Genomic DNA, 14,117 nt, shown 5'->3' with positions numbered 1-14,117 from the left:
ACGGCCTCCGTTCCGCGTTCCGGGGAGCCTGGGCCCCTACTGTCGCGCCATGCTCTGAGCCGCCTGCGCCGCCGGGCCGGGGGCGTCGGTCAGGGTGAAGGGCACGGTGGCCGCCACGCGGCCGTTGACGATGACGTCGAGCTCGCGCGGGCCGGGCGGCTCGTTGCGGGTGGTGACCGGGCGGAAGGAATGGCTCCTGCGCAGCGTGAACGCCGCCCCCTCGGCGGTGGCCGAGCGTTCGCCCAGGTGGAAGACGCGGCGCGAGCCCGCCCTGCGGACGGCGTACTTGAGCACGAGCGGGCCGGGCGCGCCCGCCGTGACCGTGACGGTGAAGGTCAGGCTGCCGCCGACGGCGACCGTGTCGGACTCCAGGGTGAGCGCCCGCGCCGAGCCGCTGCCCGGCGTGGCGCCCAGCAGCGCGAGCGCCTCGGGATGCCCGGACCGCAGCAGCCCGCGCACCGCGTGGCGGACGACCCGCTCGACGTGCGAGCCGCCGCCCGCCCGCCAGCGGGCCAGCACGGCGAGCGCCGCGTCGGGATGATCCTTGGCCAGGTCGTTGACGTGGTTGGCGACCGAGCGGCGGACGTATTCGCTCGGGTCGTCGCGCAGCAGGTCGAGCAGGGGCAGGGTGGGGCCGGGCGCCATCAGCCAGCCGACCCGCGGCGCCCACGGCAGGCGCGGCCGGGAGCCTTCGGAGGCCAGGCGGCGCAGGTGCTCGTCGGGGGACTCGGCCCAGCCGTACATGATCTTGAGAGCGGCGTCGCGGTGGCGGTCGAGGTAGGGGCGCACGGCGAACTCGCCCGTCGAGTACGGCGTGAGCGCCGCCAGCGTGGCCATCGCCGCCTCCAGGTGGCCGAGCCCGTGGACGGCGGTGTGGTCGGTGAGCGGCCAGCCGCTCCACAGGTCGAGCTCCCCGCGCGCGGCGCAGGCCCGCACCAGCTCGGCGGCCCGCGGGTAGGGCAGCGGGAGGGCGTCGTGGAGGGCCGCGGAGACGTGCCTGACGCGGCCCTTCAGCTCCAGCGGGCCGAGCCCGGCCAGGGCGTGCTCGGTGAACCGGGCGCGCGGGAACGCCGGCCACACGGCGGCCATGCCGTCGGCCAGCACCGAGACGGACCGGGCGTTGATCAGGTCTTTGAGCGGTTGTGCCACGGCCCCACCCTGCCACGCACGACCGACAATCCGCCCGCCCCTCCGGGGTGGAGGGGCGGGCGGGCCTGCCGGTCGTCCTGCGGACGAAGGCGGGCGGGGCGGCCCGTCGTCCCGCGGGTGGACGAGGGCGGTGAGTCAGGTCGTCGTCTCGCGCCACCGGTTGGTGATGGGCAGACGGCGGTCGCGCCCGAAGTTCTTCGGCGTGATCTTGGGGCCCGGCGGGTACTGGCGGCGCTTGTACTCCGCCAGGTCCACCAGCCTGATCACCCGCGTGACCAGCGCCGGGTCGTGCCCGGCCGCGATGAGCTCCTGCGAGCCCATGTCCTTCTCCACGTAGTCGTCCAGCAGCCGGTCCAGCACCTCGTACGGCGGCAGCGAGTCGGTGTCGCGCTGGTCGGGACGGAGCTCGGCGCTGGGCTCCTTGGAGATCGAGTTCTCCGGGATCGGCTGCTCGACGGCCATCAGGAAGCCCTCGCAGGTGTGCGCGTTGCGCCACTTGGCCAGCTCCCACACCATCGTCTTCGGCACGTCCTTGATCGGGGCGAAGCCGCCGGCCGAGTCGCCGTAGAGGGTGGAGTAGCCGGTCGCCAGCTCGCTCTTGTTGCCGGTGGTGAGCACCAGGTGGCCGTGCTCGTTCGACAGGCCCATGAGGATCATGCCGCGCACCCTGGCCTGGAGGTTCTCCGCGGCCAGGCCGGACAGCTCGATCTCCTTCTCGAAGGCCGTGACGATCTCGGCGATCGGCGCGATCCTGGAGTTGATGCCCTGCCTGGCCACCAGGTCCTCGGCGTCGGCCAGCGAGTGGTCGGAGGAGTAGCGCGAGGGCATGAGCACGACGTTCACCCGGGACGGGCCGATCGCGTCGGAGGCGATGGCCGCCGTCAGGGCCGAGTCGATGCCGCCGGACAGGCCCAGGATGACCGACTGGAAGCCGTTCTTGGCCACGTAGTCGCGTACCGCCAGCACCAGGGCCGAGTACACCTCGGCGTGCAGGTCGAGCCGCTCGGCGACGGGGGCGGGCGCCGCCGGGTAGGGCGCCACGGGCTCCTGCGAGAGCACCCGGCGCTCCACGGTGATCGTGGTGCCGTCGAGGGCGTCGTAGGGGAACGTCCCGGGCTCGGCGTCGGCGACCGGCAGGTCGAGGTCCACGACCAGCAGCTCCTCGCGGAACTGCCCGGCCCGCGCGACCAGCTCGCCCGAGCCGTCCACGACGATCGAGTCGCCGTCGAAGACCAGCTCGTCCTGGCCGCCGACCTGGTTGACGTAGGCGAGCGCGCAGCCGGCCTCGCGCGCCCTGCGGGCGCACAGCTCCAGCCGTACGTCGTCCTTCTCCTTCTCGTACGGCGAGGCGTTCGGCACCACCAGCAGCCCGGCGCCCGCCTGGCCGACGACGGACACCGGCCCGCCCTCCTGCCAGAGGTCCTCGCAGACCGCGATCGCCACGTCCACGCCGTGCAGCCGGAAGATCGGCAACCGGTCGCCGCGCACGAAGTAGCGGTACTCGTCGAACACGCCGTAGTTGGGCAGGTGGTGCTTGGCCGTGCGGGTGACGACCTCGCCCTTGTGCAGCAGCGCGGCCGCGTCCAGCGGCGCGCCCTTGGGCTGCCCCACGCGGGGGGCCAGGCCGGCGCGGTCGACGTAGCCGACGACCACGGGGAGGTCGCCCAGTCCCTCGCGGTCGAGCCTGCGCGCCACCTCCTCCAGGGTCCTGACGCTGGCGTCCACGAAGGACGTGCGCAGCACCAGGTCCTCGACGGGATAGCCGGTGAGGAACATCTCGGTGAAGACGACGAGGTGAGCGCCCCGCTCGGCGGCGTCACGGGTCCACGCGACCAGCCGCTCGGCGTTGGCGGTCAGGTCGCCGACGGTTGGATTCGTCTGTGCCAGGGCTATGCGCAGTTGTGCCACGTCATTAGCCTAGTACGACCCGATTTTTATCGTCAAAGCGACGAAAAGTGTCCCATGTCGCCAGGAGTGACCAATCCGGACTCGTAGGCCGCCATCACCAGCTGCGCCCGGTCGAACAGCCCCAGATGGTCCAGCAGCGACTTCACCAGCACCGACACCTCCTCCTCGGGCAGCGCGAGCGTCTGGCCGATCTGCCGGTTCGTCAGCCCGCGCGCGACGAGTTTGAGCACGTCGAGCCGGGCGTCGGAGAGCCCGGCCAGCGCCGGCGGCGAGGCCGGGTCGGTGCGGCCGGCGAACGCCGAGATCAGCCGGGTGGTGACCGACGGGTCGATGAGCGCGTCCCCGACGGCGGCCGCCCTGATGGCGGCCAGGAACTGCTCGGGGGCCGAGGTCTTCAGCACGAAGCCGCTCACGCCCGCGCGCAGCGCCGCGTACAGGTTCTCGTCGCTGCCGAACGTCGTCATCATGACGACCTTGGGCGGGCGTTCCCCGGCCAGGATCCGGCGGGCGGCGGCCAGGCCGTCCAGGTGCGGCATCTGGATGTCGAGCAGCACGACGTCCGGCCGGTGCGCGCGCACGCCCGCGATGGCCTCCTCGCCGTTGGCGGCCTCCCCGGCCAGCGCGACGCCGTCCTCGCTGTCGAGCATGGCGCGCAGCCCCGCCCGTACGAGCGCCTGGTCGTCGGCCACCAGCACGCGCAGCACCCGCTCGCCGGCGGCCGCAGCCGGCCCGGCGGACGGCCCGGCGGACGACGCGGCGGACGGCGGCGACGGCGGGGACGGCGGTTCCTCCAGCCGCTGGGCCAGCATGTCGGCCTCCAGCCGGCGCAGCCCGGCCGACAGGTCGAGCCCCAGCTCGTCCCGCCACACCGCGCGGGCCCGGCGCAGCGCGGCCAGCGCGTCGCCCTGGCGGCCCATCCGGTACAGCGCGAGGGCCAGCAGCCGCCACGCCTCCTCGCGCAGCGGATGGGCCGAGGCGTGCGCCTCCAGGTCGGCCACCAGGGAGGTGGCCCGGCCGAGCGCGAGACCGGCGTCGGCGCGCCGCTCGACCGCGATCAGCCGCAGCTCCTCCAGCCGGCCCGCCTCGGTCGCCGCCCAGGTCAGCTCGGCGAACTCGGCCAGCGCCGGCCCGCGCCACAACCCGAGCGCGCTGTCCATGGCCGCCCACACCTGCGGCGGCGGCCCCTCGGTCTTCACCAGGCCCTCGAACCGCCACGAGTCCACCTGCTCGGGCGCGGCCCGCAGCGCGTAGCCGGGCGCGGCCGAGACCAGCACCTCGGCCTCCTCGCGCGGCGCGCGGCCGGGCTCCAGCGCGCGCCGCAACCGGGAGACGTAACCCTGGATGGTGGACAGGGCCTGCGCGGGCGGATCGCCCGGCCACAGCTCGTCGATGAGGGTGTGCACGGGCACGGCCCGGCCGCCCGCCACGAGCAGACGGGCGAGCACCGCCCGCTGCCGCTGGCCGCCGAGGTCGAGGGGGACGCCGTCGCTCCAGGCGTGGAACGGTCCCAGTGCGGTGAATGTCAGCATGTCAGGGGTAAGCGTAGAGGGAGAACACGTCCGGGGATATGGCGAATTGTCACAGGGGGAGTTCGGCGTGGACAACCGTGCCACCTCCCGGTCCCGCTCGTACGGCGCAGGTGCCCCCGAGCTCGGCGGCCCGTTCGCGCATCGAGCCCAGCCCGACGCCGGGCCGCGCGTCCGGCGGCAGGCCGATCCCGTCGTCGGCGACCGTGACGCGCAGCCGGTCGTCGCGGCGCAACGCCACCGTGATCCGCGAGGCGTCGGCGTGCTTGCGGGCGTTGGTGAGCGCCTCCTGCACGATGCGGTAGGCCGCGACCTCGACCGCGGCGGGCAGGCCGGTCAGCTCGCCCGACGTCTCGATCGGCGTCCCGGCCAGCTCCTCGATCGCGCCGGCCACGCCCAGCTCGTCCAGGGCGGGCGGACGCAGGCCGTAGACGAGCTGCCGGATGTCGCCGGTCACGGCGTCCATGCCGGCGCGCAGCCCGGCCAGCAGCCGGTCGGCCTGCTCGGGGGCGCTGTGCATGGTCAGCCGGGCGGCGTTGATCGACATGGCCATGCCGGTGAGCGACTGGCCGAGCCCGTCGTGCAGGTCGCGGCGCAGCCGACGCCGTTCCTCCTCCCGCGCGGTCAGGATGCGCTCGCGCGAGCGCTGCAACGCCGCCGTCAGCCGGACGGCGTGCGCGGCGTCGGCGATGTACGGCGTGATCGTGGCGATCACCCGCTCGTCGTGGGCCGCGGGGAACCTGCGCCGGTCCGTCGGCCCGATCAGCAGCAGCCCGACCGGCTCGCCGTGCCACACCAGCGGGACCGTCCTGGCCGCCGCGCCCACCACGCCGGACGTGGTGACCGCGCCGTCGGCCTCGACCGCCACGCCGGTCACCGACAGGCCCTCGCGCAGCACGTCGAGCGTGGCCAGCAGGCCGTGCACCGGGTCGGTGTGCTGGAGCCGGTGCCGCAGCCGCCGGGCCAGCGTGCCGGGGACGCCGGTGCTGCCGTACAGCAGGCGGTCCACGCCGCGTTGCAGGCCGCGGCGCATCGGCTGGAAGAACGCCCCCGCGAACAGGGCCGCCGGGATCCCGGCGATCCGGTCCACCTCCGACAGGAACAGGCTGAGCGCCGCGCTGACCGCCACGTACACGAGGGTGATCACGATGGCCAGGCCGGTGCCCACCAGCGCCCTGCTGATCAGCGTGTCGATGCCGAACAGCCGGTAGCGCAGCACCGCCACGGCGATGGCCGCCGGGATCAGCGGGATGGCCAGCGAGGCCACCCACCAGACGTCCGCGCCGAGCATCCAGGGCACCAGCAGGCCCGGCAGGGCCACCAGCAGCCACAGGAGCTGGCGCCGCTCGACCGCGTCGCCGCGCCGGAAGCGCACGACCAGCGAGGCGAAGGCCAGCACCATACTCGCCGACAGCGTGCCGTGCCCGGCCTCGCGCAGCTCCGGCCGGCCGGTCAGCAGCCCGGCCCAGTCCAGCGCCTGCCCGGCCACGGCCAGCGCGACCACCGCCCGCCAGCGCCGCGACAGCAGCCTGCCCACCGGGTACAGCAGGGGCAGCAGGACGCCGAGGGTCAGCTCGCAGACGTTCCAGGTCAGGTTGACGACCGGCCAGCGCGGCCCCGGCCGTCCGTCGAGCAGCTGGTAGAGGTTGGCCGACAGGATGTTGGCCGCGGCGCTCGCCCCGCCCAGGCACAGCAGCCAGCCGATGACCAGCCGCGGCCTGCTGTGCACGAGGATCGCGCCGAAGACCGGGAAGGCCGTGCCCGCCATGTCCTCCGGCGCGAACGGCAGCGGCGTGTGCGCCGACGGCGGCAACTGGGCGGTCACCCAGATGTCGGCCAGCTCCAGCACGACGGCGAACGTGGCGATCCCGATCGCGACGCGGGGAGTGGCCAGCCTCGTCACCGCCCGGCGCGCCCATACTGCGTGGCGCATCCCACCATTTCCTTCCGTGATCGGCAGGAAATTATCGGGAACCGGCCAACATCCGATCAAAATTCTCTCAACGGCGGCGGATTCCGTGGAGCGCCGCCCCGGACCTCAGGCCGGCGTCAGCGCCGCCGGATCGCCGGGCCGAGGGCCAGCATGCCGGCCGCCGAGACCAGCGCGACGCCGCCCACGGAGAACCACAGCGTCTTCGGCCCGGCCGCGAGCAGCGGGCCGCCCATCAGCGGCGCCAGCACCGAGGCCAGCGACCAGGCGAAGCCGAACAGCCCCGAATACCGCCCCCGCAGGTGCTCGGGGGCCAGCGCGGCCACGATCGTCCCGGAGATGCCCGCGGTGATGATCTCGCCGACGGTCCACACCGCGATCGTGACGGCCAGCCAGAACGTCGTGGTGACGAAGGCCGTCAGCGCGAACCCGGCCCCCATGACCGCCAGCCCGAGCGCGAACGTGCGGGAGGGGTCCCTGCGCCCGAGCCAGCCGGAGACCAGCGGCTGCACGACGACGATCAGCACCCCGTTCAGCGCCATGGCCAGGCCGAACTGCCCCGGCGTCAGCTTCACCACCGACGTCATCGCGACCGGCAGCATGGTCACGGTCTGCAGGTAGACCAGCGCGTTGCCGAGCACGACCAGCGTGAAGGCCACCATCAGCCGGTCGCGCAGCACGACGCCGAACCCGCCGGACGACTCGCGCGCCGGCGGCCGGGTCTCCGGCACCGCCCGCCACACCAGCGCGGCGAAGACCAGGCACGAGACCGCGTCGATCCAGAACAACCAGGCGAACCCGACGCTGGCCAGCCAGCCGCCGGCCGTCATGCCGACCGCGTAACCCAGGTTGATCGCCCAGAACAGCAGCCCGTACGCGCGGGCCCGCTCCGACGGCGACACCAGGTCGGCCACCAGGGCGCTGGACGCCGGCCGGTAGATGTCGATCACCAGCCCGAGCACGAACATGGAGGCGACGATCGCCGGCAGCGAGGTGCTGTAACCGAGCGCCAGCATGGTGGCGGCGGTGGCCAGCATGCCGCCCGCCAGCGTGACCCGGCGCCCGATCCGGTCGGTGAGCACGCCGGCGAGGATCTGCGACAGCAGCGAGCCCGCGCCGTAGACGCCCATGACCAGGCCCACGGCGGTCACCGACATGCCGCGGGAGTGGGTCAGGTACACGCCGGTGAACGGCATGACCAGAGTGCCCAGACGGTTGACGAGGGTGCCGCTCCACAGGGCCCAGAAGGGCCGCGGCAGTCCGCCGACCTGGGAGCGGAGGAAGGAAGGCTTCTCAACAGCGGTGCTAGACACGGACCAAGGGTCAGGTCTGGACGGCCGAGGCGCCATCGATTTAGTGCACACTAAAACCATGGCCGTCACCTGGGACCTCAAGCCGGAGGACGTCGCGCGCATCCGGTTCGCGTTCTCGCCCATGTGGGAGCTGGTCGCGAGCCTGCGCACCCTCCAGGACCCCTCCAGGCAGTCGATCCACCTGCCCTGGGTCAAGGCCGTGCGCCCACGGCTGGCCGGGCTCGACCTCGACGAGCTGTTCGCGCTGGTGCCGCCGACCGGCTACCTGGCCGACTTCATCACCCCGCCCCCGCAGACGCCGCTGCCCGACTTCGCCGCCGAGCTGGAGCAGGTCCGCGGCACGCCGCCGGAACGCGCCCGCACGGAGGCCGCGACCATCGCGGGCACCGGCCGGGCGCTGCTCGACCGGTTCATGGCCGACCCGGCGGCCGGCGTGGCGCGGGTGGCCGACGCGCTGGAGACGTACTGGCGGGCCTGCTTCGAGGAGTTCTGGCCGCGCGTCTACGGGCTGCTCGAACGCGACGTGCTGCGCCGCTCCCGCCAGCTCGCCCAGGGCGGGGCCAGGGAGCTGTTCGCCGGGCTCGGCCCCGCCGTGGAGTGGACGGGGGAGCGGCTGCTCATCGACCGGCCCTGGTGCCACGCGGGCGGCCTGCACGGCGACGGGCTGCTGCTGGTGCCGAGCGCGTTCTACTGGCCGTCGGTGGCCGTGATGTCGGCTCCGTACCAGTCGATGCTCGTCTATCCGGTGCTCGGCGTCGGCACGCTGTGGGAGCAGGGCCCGCCGCCCGCCCCCGGCGCGCTGGCCGCGCTCATCGGCCGCAGCCGGGCGCAGATCCTGCTCGCGCTGGCCGAGCCGAGCACCACCTCGGCGCTGGCCGCCCGGATGTCGCTCACCCCGGGCGCGGTCAGCCAGCACCTCGGGGTGCTCAGCGACGGCGGACTGGCGGTGGGCCTGCGCCTCGGCAAGCAGGTCGTCTACCGCCGGACGGCGGCCGGCGACATGCTCGCCGGCGCCGCCGCCTGACCGGGTCCCCTCCGGCCGGCTCAGGCGTACCGGGACGACTCCAGCAGCCAGTCCAGGTGGGCGCGCGGCGCGGCCAGGTAGGCGCAGGCGACCTTGCTGACGTCCCTGGCCGCCTTGGGCGGGAGGTCGTCGAGCGGCAGCCGCCTGGCCGCCCGGTTCATGTCCTGGCAGCGCCCGGCGATCCGGTCGAGCACCCACGCGACGGCCTCGCGCTCGCCCAGCCCGAGCTGCCGGACCGCCAGCTCGACCAGGTTGTGCGCGTCGCCACGCTCCTTGGGCCGCGAGGCGACGTCGTTGCACCAGGCCGTGACGTCGCTGCAGGCGTCCACCAGCTCCCGCCACGGGTCGCACTGGACCACCCAGGCCGGCACCTCGACCCGCAGGCACGGCTCCACCAGGTCGTACAGGTAGGGGCCCACGGTGCCCCTGCGCAGGGCCGGGTACTCCTCCAGCGTCGGCATGCGCCCGGCGGCCCGGTTGTCGGCCTCGGTGCGGCAGGCGTCGGCCTGGCGGCGCAGGTTGACCGCGAAGCGGGCCCGCCACTGGTCGCTCATCCGCGCGCTGGTCACCCGCCACAGGTCGGCGAAGGCCGCCTCCAGCGGGTGCCGGGCCGCGCCCTTGAGCATGCCGCCGAAGATGTCCAGCGGGCACGACCCCTCGTCCAGCTCGTCGTCGAGGTGGAACAGCCAGGTCAGCCACTGGGCGAACAGCGCCGCCGCGGCCGCGTCGAACTCGGCGAACGCGCGCCCGGCCATCCGGTGGAAGCCCACCCCGGCGTCGGCGCGCAGGCCCGTCCGCCTGGCCCAGTCGATGACCGCGGCCTCGATGGCGTACACGGCCGGGTGCATCCGGCAGGGCGCCGCCATCGCCGGCACCCGCTCGACGAGCGGCAGCAGCGCCAGCGCGGGCGAGCCGCCCTTGCGCGGCAGCGGCAACATCGGCTTCCAGTGCAGGACCGAGCGGAGCGCGGTGCGCACCGTGGCGAACACGGTGGTGCTCACGGCCGTGTTCACAGCGGACCGTAAAGCCAGTTGCCCGCGGCGTTCGGGTCTGAGCTGCGGTAGTAGTCCTCGGCCGCGCGGATCAGCTCCTCGACGGTGAGCGCGCCTCTGCCCTCCCGGTCGAGCCGGTCGAACGCCTCGTCCACGTCGTCGTAGGCGGTGCCGAACGCGCTGAGCATCGTACGGAACTCGCCCGGCCGGATCAGGCCGTCGCCGTCGCCGTCGCAGAGCTGGGCCACCGCCACCGTCGCCGGCCGGAACACCGGCTCCCACCGGTCGCCGGTGACGAACGCCGCCGTCATCCCGCCGCGGAAGTCCGTGCGCGCGATGCCGGTGTCGCCGTCGCGGTCGAGCGCCCGCGACAACGTCGACCAGATGCCGTCGAAGCTGCCGACGAGCCGGTTGCCGGTGACCGAGGTGGGGGACTCCCCGAAACCCACCAGCAGGCGTGCGCCCAGCCCCAGCAGGTCCTCCCGTTCGACGACGCCGTTGCCGTTCGCGTCGATGTGGTCGAACGCCCGATCGAGCTTGTGATTGAGCAGGTCGATAGCCACCAATGCCTCCCCCGAGACTAACTGCGTGATCACAGTAGATCTGGGCGGCCCCTTTGTCAGTGAGGCTCGCACCGGCACCCCCCGTAACGTGTGCGAAACACGGGCACGGCATGCTGATATCAAGACCCGCACTGTCTTCAACGAGGGGACGCCTTGGACCGCCAGCAGGAGTTCGTGCTCCGCACGCTAGAGGAACGCGACATCCGGTTCATCCGGCTCTGGTTCACCGACGTCCTCGGCTTCCTCAAGTCCGTCGCGATCGCGCCCGCCGAGCTGGAAGGCGCCTTCGCCGAGGGCATCGGCTTCGACGGCTCGGCGATCGAGGGCTTCGCCCGCGTCTACGAGTCCGACATGCTGGCCAAGCCCGACCCCTCGACGTTCCAGATCCTGCCCTGGCGCAGCGAGACGCCGGGCGCGGCGCGCATCTTCTGCGACATCCTGATGCCCGACGGCACCCCGTCGCACGCCGACCCGCGCTGGGTGCTCAAGCGCACCCTCGCCAAGTGCGCCGACATGGGCTTCACCTTCTACACCCACCCCGAGATCGAGTTCTTCCTGCTGAAGAACCGTCCCGAGGCCGGTCAGCGGCCCGAGCCGATCGACTCCGGCGGCTACTTCGACCACACGCCGCACAGCTCCGGCCACGACTTCCGGCGCCAGGCGATCATGATGCTGGAGTCGATGGGCATCTCCGTCGAGTTCAGCCACCACGAGGGCGCCCCCGGCCAGCAGGAGATCGACCTGCGCTACGCCGACGCGCTCACCACGGCCGACAACATCATGACGTTCCGGCTGATCATGAAGGAGGTCGCCCTGGAGCAGGGCATCTGGGCCTCGTTCATGCCCAAGCCGTTCACCGAGCACCCCGGCTCGGGCATGCACACGCACATGTCGCTGTTCGAGGGCGACCGCAACGCCTTCCACGAGGCCGGCACCGACTACCGGCTGTCGAAGATCGGCCGCTCGTTCATCGCGGGCCTGCTGCGGCACGCCGCCGAGATCACCGCCATCACCAACCAGTGGGTCAACTCCTACAAGCGGCTGTGGGGCGGCGCCGAGGCCATCGCGGGGCAGGGCGGCGAGGCGCCCTCCTACGTGTGCTGGGGGCACAACAACCGCTCGGCGCTGGTCCGGGTGCCCATGTACAAGCCGCACAAGGGCGGCTCGACCCGCATCGAGTTCCGCTCCCTCGACTCGGCGTGCAACCCGTACCTGGCCTTCGCGCTGGTGCTGGCCGCCGGGCTCAAGGGCATCGAGGAGGGCTACGAGCTGCCGCCGGCCGCCGAGGACAACGTCTGGACCCTGACCAGCGCCGAGCGCCGGGCCCTGGGCATCCAGCCGCTGCCCGGCTCGCTCGACGAGGCCATCGCCGTCATGGAGCGCAGCGAGCTGGTGGCCGAGACGCTGGGCGAGCACGTCTTCGACTTCTTCCTGCGCAACAAGCGGGCCGAGTGGCGCGAGTACCGCCGTACGGTCACCGAGTTCGAGCTGGGCCGCTACCTGCCGGTGTTGTGAGGCCGGGCGGGGGAGACCCGCCCGGTTCAGCCCTTGAACTCGCGCACCTCGACCGGCAGCACGGCCACGGCGCGGGCGAGCCGGCGCCCCCACTCCAGCGCGGCGTCCCGGTCGGGGGCCCGGATGACGGTGAACCCGCCGACGTGCTCCTTGCCCTCGGTGTAGGGGCCGTCGGTGGTGAACGGCTCGTCCGCGCGCATCCGGATCACCGACGCCTGTTCGGCCGGGGCCAGGCCGCCGGAGAAGACCCACACGCCGGCCGCGCGCATCTCCGCCTCGACCGCGCCGATGTCGCGCATGATCGGCTCCAGGACCGCGGGCTCGGGCGGCGGGCCGTCGGGCTCGAACAGGGTGAGCACGTACTGCTTCATGGGTCGTGGTCCTTCCTCGTGCGTCCGCGTCCCCCCCGGACGCCGTCAGTCGGCGGGGGCGCGGTCGGCGCTGTCGAAGACGATGTGCTCCAGCAGGTCGGCCTCGGCCCGGGTGAGCACGTGCGCGCTGACGGCCGGGGCCGGGTCGCCGCCGGTCACCCGCGCCAGCAGGCTCTCCCAGCGGCGGCGGTGGCGGGCGAACGTGCGGGGCGCGACCACCCGGCCCCTGGCGTGCTGCCCGGCGACCGCCGCCTCCGGCGGCGCGTCGAGCAGCAGCAGGTGGAAGCTCGCCCGCTGCCTGCGGGCCAGCCAGGCGAACCCCTTCAGCACGTACGTGGCGCAGCCCCGGTTGTGCGCGAGGACCGCCCGCCCGCCGGCCAGCGCCCGGCTGATGCGGCTCAGGTGGGTGGCGAACACCACGGCGCGGCGCACCGGACGGGGAGCCCAGAGGATCCGGCCGTCCCAGCGCAGGCGGGACTGCCCCGAGTCGATCACCACGACCGCGTCGGCGGCGACGGGCGCGCTCTCGGCGCCGTGCAGGCCGTAGAGGCGGCGCAGCAGCGTGGTCTTGCCGGCGCCGGGCAGCCCGGTCAGCACGACCAGCGACCCGGGCGGAAAGCGTAACGTCGCCCGCTGCACAGCCCCACCCCGCCCGATCGGATTCGCTTCGACCCCTGTTCGCGTCAGCATAGGGCGCGGGGACGCGCGGCGGGCGGGCCCGGCCGCCGGAACGGTCCGACGGGATTCACCGGGAATGGGCCCGGGGCGGGGAAATCACGGGATAAGGTACTGCCGACGCCTTGATCGGTCTCACCCCGGATACAGATGCGGCTCCGGGTTGGGGCCGATTTTCGTTGTTCCTCACCCCCGAGTCACATCCGTGCCATGGACGGCGCCGACCCTGGGAGGGGATGGCCGGGGGCGGCCGGGGAAGTTTCGGCCACGCCTGTGGCGTTATGGCATGAGTCGGCCGTCGCTCAGGGACCCCCAGCATCGTGGTAATCCGGGAGTCCAGTAAAATCGGCCTACTCTTTACGATATTTCCGGACTTCTCGCCTTCTGGGGCGATATTGGAGGGTGTGGCATGACGACGGCTGCCCTGCAGACCGTGTTGACCGTTCCCGAGCGTTTCCGGGGCCCGGTGGGAGTCGCCAACGGCGGCTGGATCGCGGGCACCATGGCAGAGGCGCTGAACGGCGGCCGATCAGCGGTCGAGGTCACGCTGCACGCGCCCACGCCCCTGGAGACCGAGCTGCGCCTGGAGCACGTCGCCAACAGCGTCTCGCTGTCCGACGGCGACAAGGTCCTGGTCGAGGCCATCCCCGTCGCCGAGACCCTGACCGGGCCCGGGTTCGTGCCGTTCACCGACGCCGCCCGCGCCGAGGCCGGGTTCGTCGGCCTGCAGGCCCACCCGTTCGCCGAGTGCTTCGCCTGCGGCCTGCGCGAGCCGGGCGACGGCCTGCGCATCTTCCCCGGCCCGGTGGAGGGCTCCGACCTGGTCGCCGCCGGGTGGCGGGTGCCGTTCACGGTGAGCGGCGAGGACGGCGTGCCCGCCTCGATCGTGGGCGCGGTGCTCGACTGCATCACCGGCTGGGCGCACTTCGGCCCCGGCGAGTCGGCCCTGCTCGGCCGCCTGGTCGTGCAGATCAACGGCCCGGTGCTGCCGGGTGGCCGCTACTCCGTCGTGGCCCGTCCGACCGGCCGCGACGGCCGCAAGATGTACGGCGAGAGCGGCATCTACGAGGACGACGGCACCCTGGTGGCCGCCGCCCGCGCCACGTGGATCGCTCCACGCTGACCTGCGTCTGTGAAAGGCCCCCGAACTC

The 14,117-nt window shown here is 73.4% G+C and carries 12 protein-coding genes; 3 read left to right on the top strand and 9 right to left on the bottom strand.

Annotation, left to right across the window (positions count from 1 at the left end):
- Window positions 1-36 precede the first annotated feature (36 nt).
- The 5 genes from ABT158_RS15185 to ABT158_RS15165 all read right to left on the bottom strand — a co-directional run bounded on the left by ABT158_RS15185 (window position 37) and on the right by ABT158_RS15165 (window position 7,826).
- Entirely contained in the window at window positions 37-1,149 is a 1,113-nt protein-coding gene (locus ABT158_RS15185) for a YhaZ family DNA alkylation repair protein (protein WP_352353457.1), read from the bottom strand.
- A 135-nt stretch (window positions 1,150-1,284) separates the two neighbouring features.
- Complete coding sequence (locus tag ABT158_RS15180) at window positions 1,285-3,057, bottom strand: NAD+ synthase (protein ID WP_352353455.1); 1,773 nt, start codon at window positions 3,055-3,057, stop codon at window positions 1,285-1,287.
- Between the two features lie 32 nt (window positions 3,058-3,089).
- Window positions 3,090-4,586: a BTAD domain-containing putative transcriptional regulator gene (locus ABT158_RS15175; RefSeq protein ID WP_352353453.1), complete on the bottom strand. Its 1,497-nt coding sequence runs from the start codon at window positions 4,584-4,586 to the stop codon at window positions 3,090-3,092.
- Window positions 4,587-4,635: 49 nt separating this feature from the next.
- Window positions 4,636-6,516 (bottom strand): sensor histidine kinase, encoded by a 1,881-nt coding sequence (locus ABT158_RS15170; protein ID WP_352353451.1) that lies wholly within the window; start codon window positions 6,514-6,516, stop codon window positions 4,636-4,638.
- A 116-nt stretch (window positions 6,517-6,632) separates the two neighbouring features.
- On the bottom strand, window positions 6,633-7,826 hold the full coding sequence (locus ABT158_RS15165) for an MDR family MFS transporter (RefSeq protein WP_352353449.1): 1,194 nt from the start codon (window positions 7,824-7,826) through the stop codon (window positions 6,633-6,635).
- Window positions 7,827-7,884: 58 nt separating this feature from the next.
- Here ABT158_RS15165 and ABT158_RS15160 point away from each other — a divergent pair, with 58 nt between their 5' ends.
- The gene (locus ABT158_RS15160) at window positions 7,885-8,850 is read left to right on the top strand and encodes a DUF5937 family protein (protein ID WP_352353447.1); all 966 of its coding nucleotides are present in this window, start codon (window positions 7,885-7,887) and stop codon (window positions 8,848-8,850) included.
- 20 nt (window positions 8,851-8,870) lie between these two features.
- Here the strand turns inward: ABT158_RS15160 and ABT158_RS15155 are convergent, their stop codons facing one another.
- Window positions 8,871-9,851, bottom strand: coding sequence for a terpene synthase family protein (locus ABT158_RS15155; RefSeq protein ID WP_352353445.1), 981 nt, complete (start codon window positions 9,849-9,851; stop codon window positions 8,871-8,873).
- Between the two features lie 8 nt (window positions 9,852-9,859).
- The gene (locus ABT158_RS15150) at window positions 9,860-10,405 is read right to left on the bottom strand and encodes an EF-hand domain-containing protein (protein WP_352353443.1); all 546 of its coding nucleotides are present in this window, start codon (window positions 10,403-10,405) and stop codon (window positions 9,860-9,862) included.
- A gap of 153 nt (window positions 10,406-10,558) precedes the next feature.
- Between ABT158_RS15150 and glnA the strand changes: the two genes are divergently transcribed.
- Window positions 10,559-11,920, top strand: coding sequence for a type I glutamate--ammonia ligase (gene glnA / locus ABT158_RS15145; RefSeq protein WP_352353441.1), 1,362 nt, complete (start codon window positions 10,559-10,561; stop codon window positions 11,918-11,920).
- Window positions 11,921-11,946: 26 nt separating this feature from the next.
- Here the strand turns inward: glnA and ABT158_RS15140 are convergent, their stop codons facing one another.
- A complete protein-coding gene (locus ABT158_RS15140) occupies window positions 11,947-12,291 on the bottom strand; it encodes a YciI family protein (RefSeq protein ID WP_352353439.1) in 345 nt (114 codons plus the stop codon).
- A gap of 45 nt (window positions 12,292-12,336) precedes the next feature.
- Entirely contained in the window at window positions 12,337-12,930 is a 594-nt protein-coding gene (locus ABT158_RS15135) for an AAA family ATPase (RefSeq protein WP_352353437.1), read from the bottom strand.
- A gap of 445 nt (window positions 12,931-13,375) precedes the next feature.
- On the opposite strand from ABT158_RS15135, the gene ABT158_RS15130 reads away from it, so the two are divergent.
- Window positions 13,376-14,089, top strand: a complete 714-nt coding sequence (locus ABT158_RS15130; RefSeq protein WP_352353435.1) for a PaaI family thioesterase — start codon at window positions 13,376-13,378, stop codon at window positions 14,087-14,089.
- Window positions 14,090-14,117 lie beyond the last annotated feature (28 nt).

This window comes from Nonomuraea sp. NPDC001636, assembly GCF_040298265.1.
GTDB lineage: Bacteria > Actinomycetota > Actinomycetes > Streptosporangiales > Streptosporangiaceae > Nonomuraea.
Note: the sequence above shows the minus strand (reverse complement) of the source record. Positions and strands in the feature narration are given on the sequence as shown.

What these genes read in the sequence shown, in the direction of transcription:
- ABT158_RS15175 (WP_352353453.1), bottom strand. Translation starts at nt 4,586, where the DNA reads ATGCTGACATTCACCGCACTGGGACCGTTCCACGCCTGGAGCGACGGC.
- ABT158_RS15170 (WP_352353451.1), bottom strand. Translation starts at nt 6,516, where the DNA reads ATGCGCCACGCAGTATGGGCGCGCCGGGCGGTGACGAGGCTGGCCACT.
- ABT158_RS15160 (WP_352353447.1), top strand. Translation starts at nt 7,885, where the DNA reads ATGGCCGTCACCTGGGACCTCAAGCCGGAGGACGTCGCGCGCATCCGG.
- ABT158_RS15140 (WP_352353439.1), bottom strand. Translation starts at nt 12,291, where the DNA reads ATGAAGCAGTACGTGCTCACCCTGTTCGAGCCCGACGGCCCGCCGCCC.
- ABT158_RS15130 (WP_352353435.1), top strand. Translation starts at nt 13,376, where the DNA reads ATGACGACGGCTGCCCTGCAGACCGTGTTGACCGTTCCCGAGCGTTTC.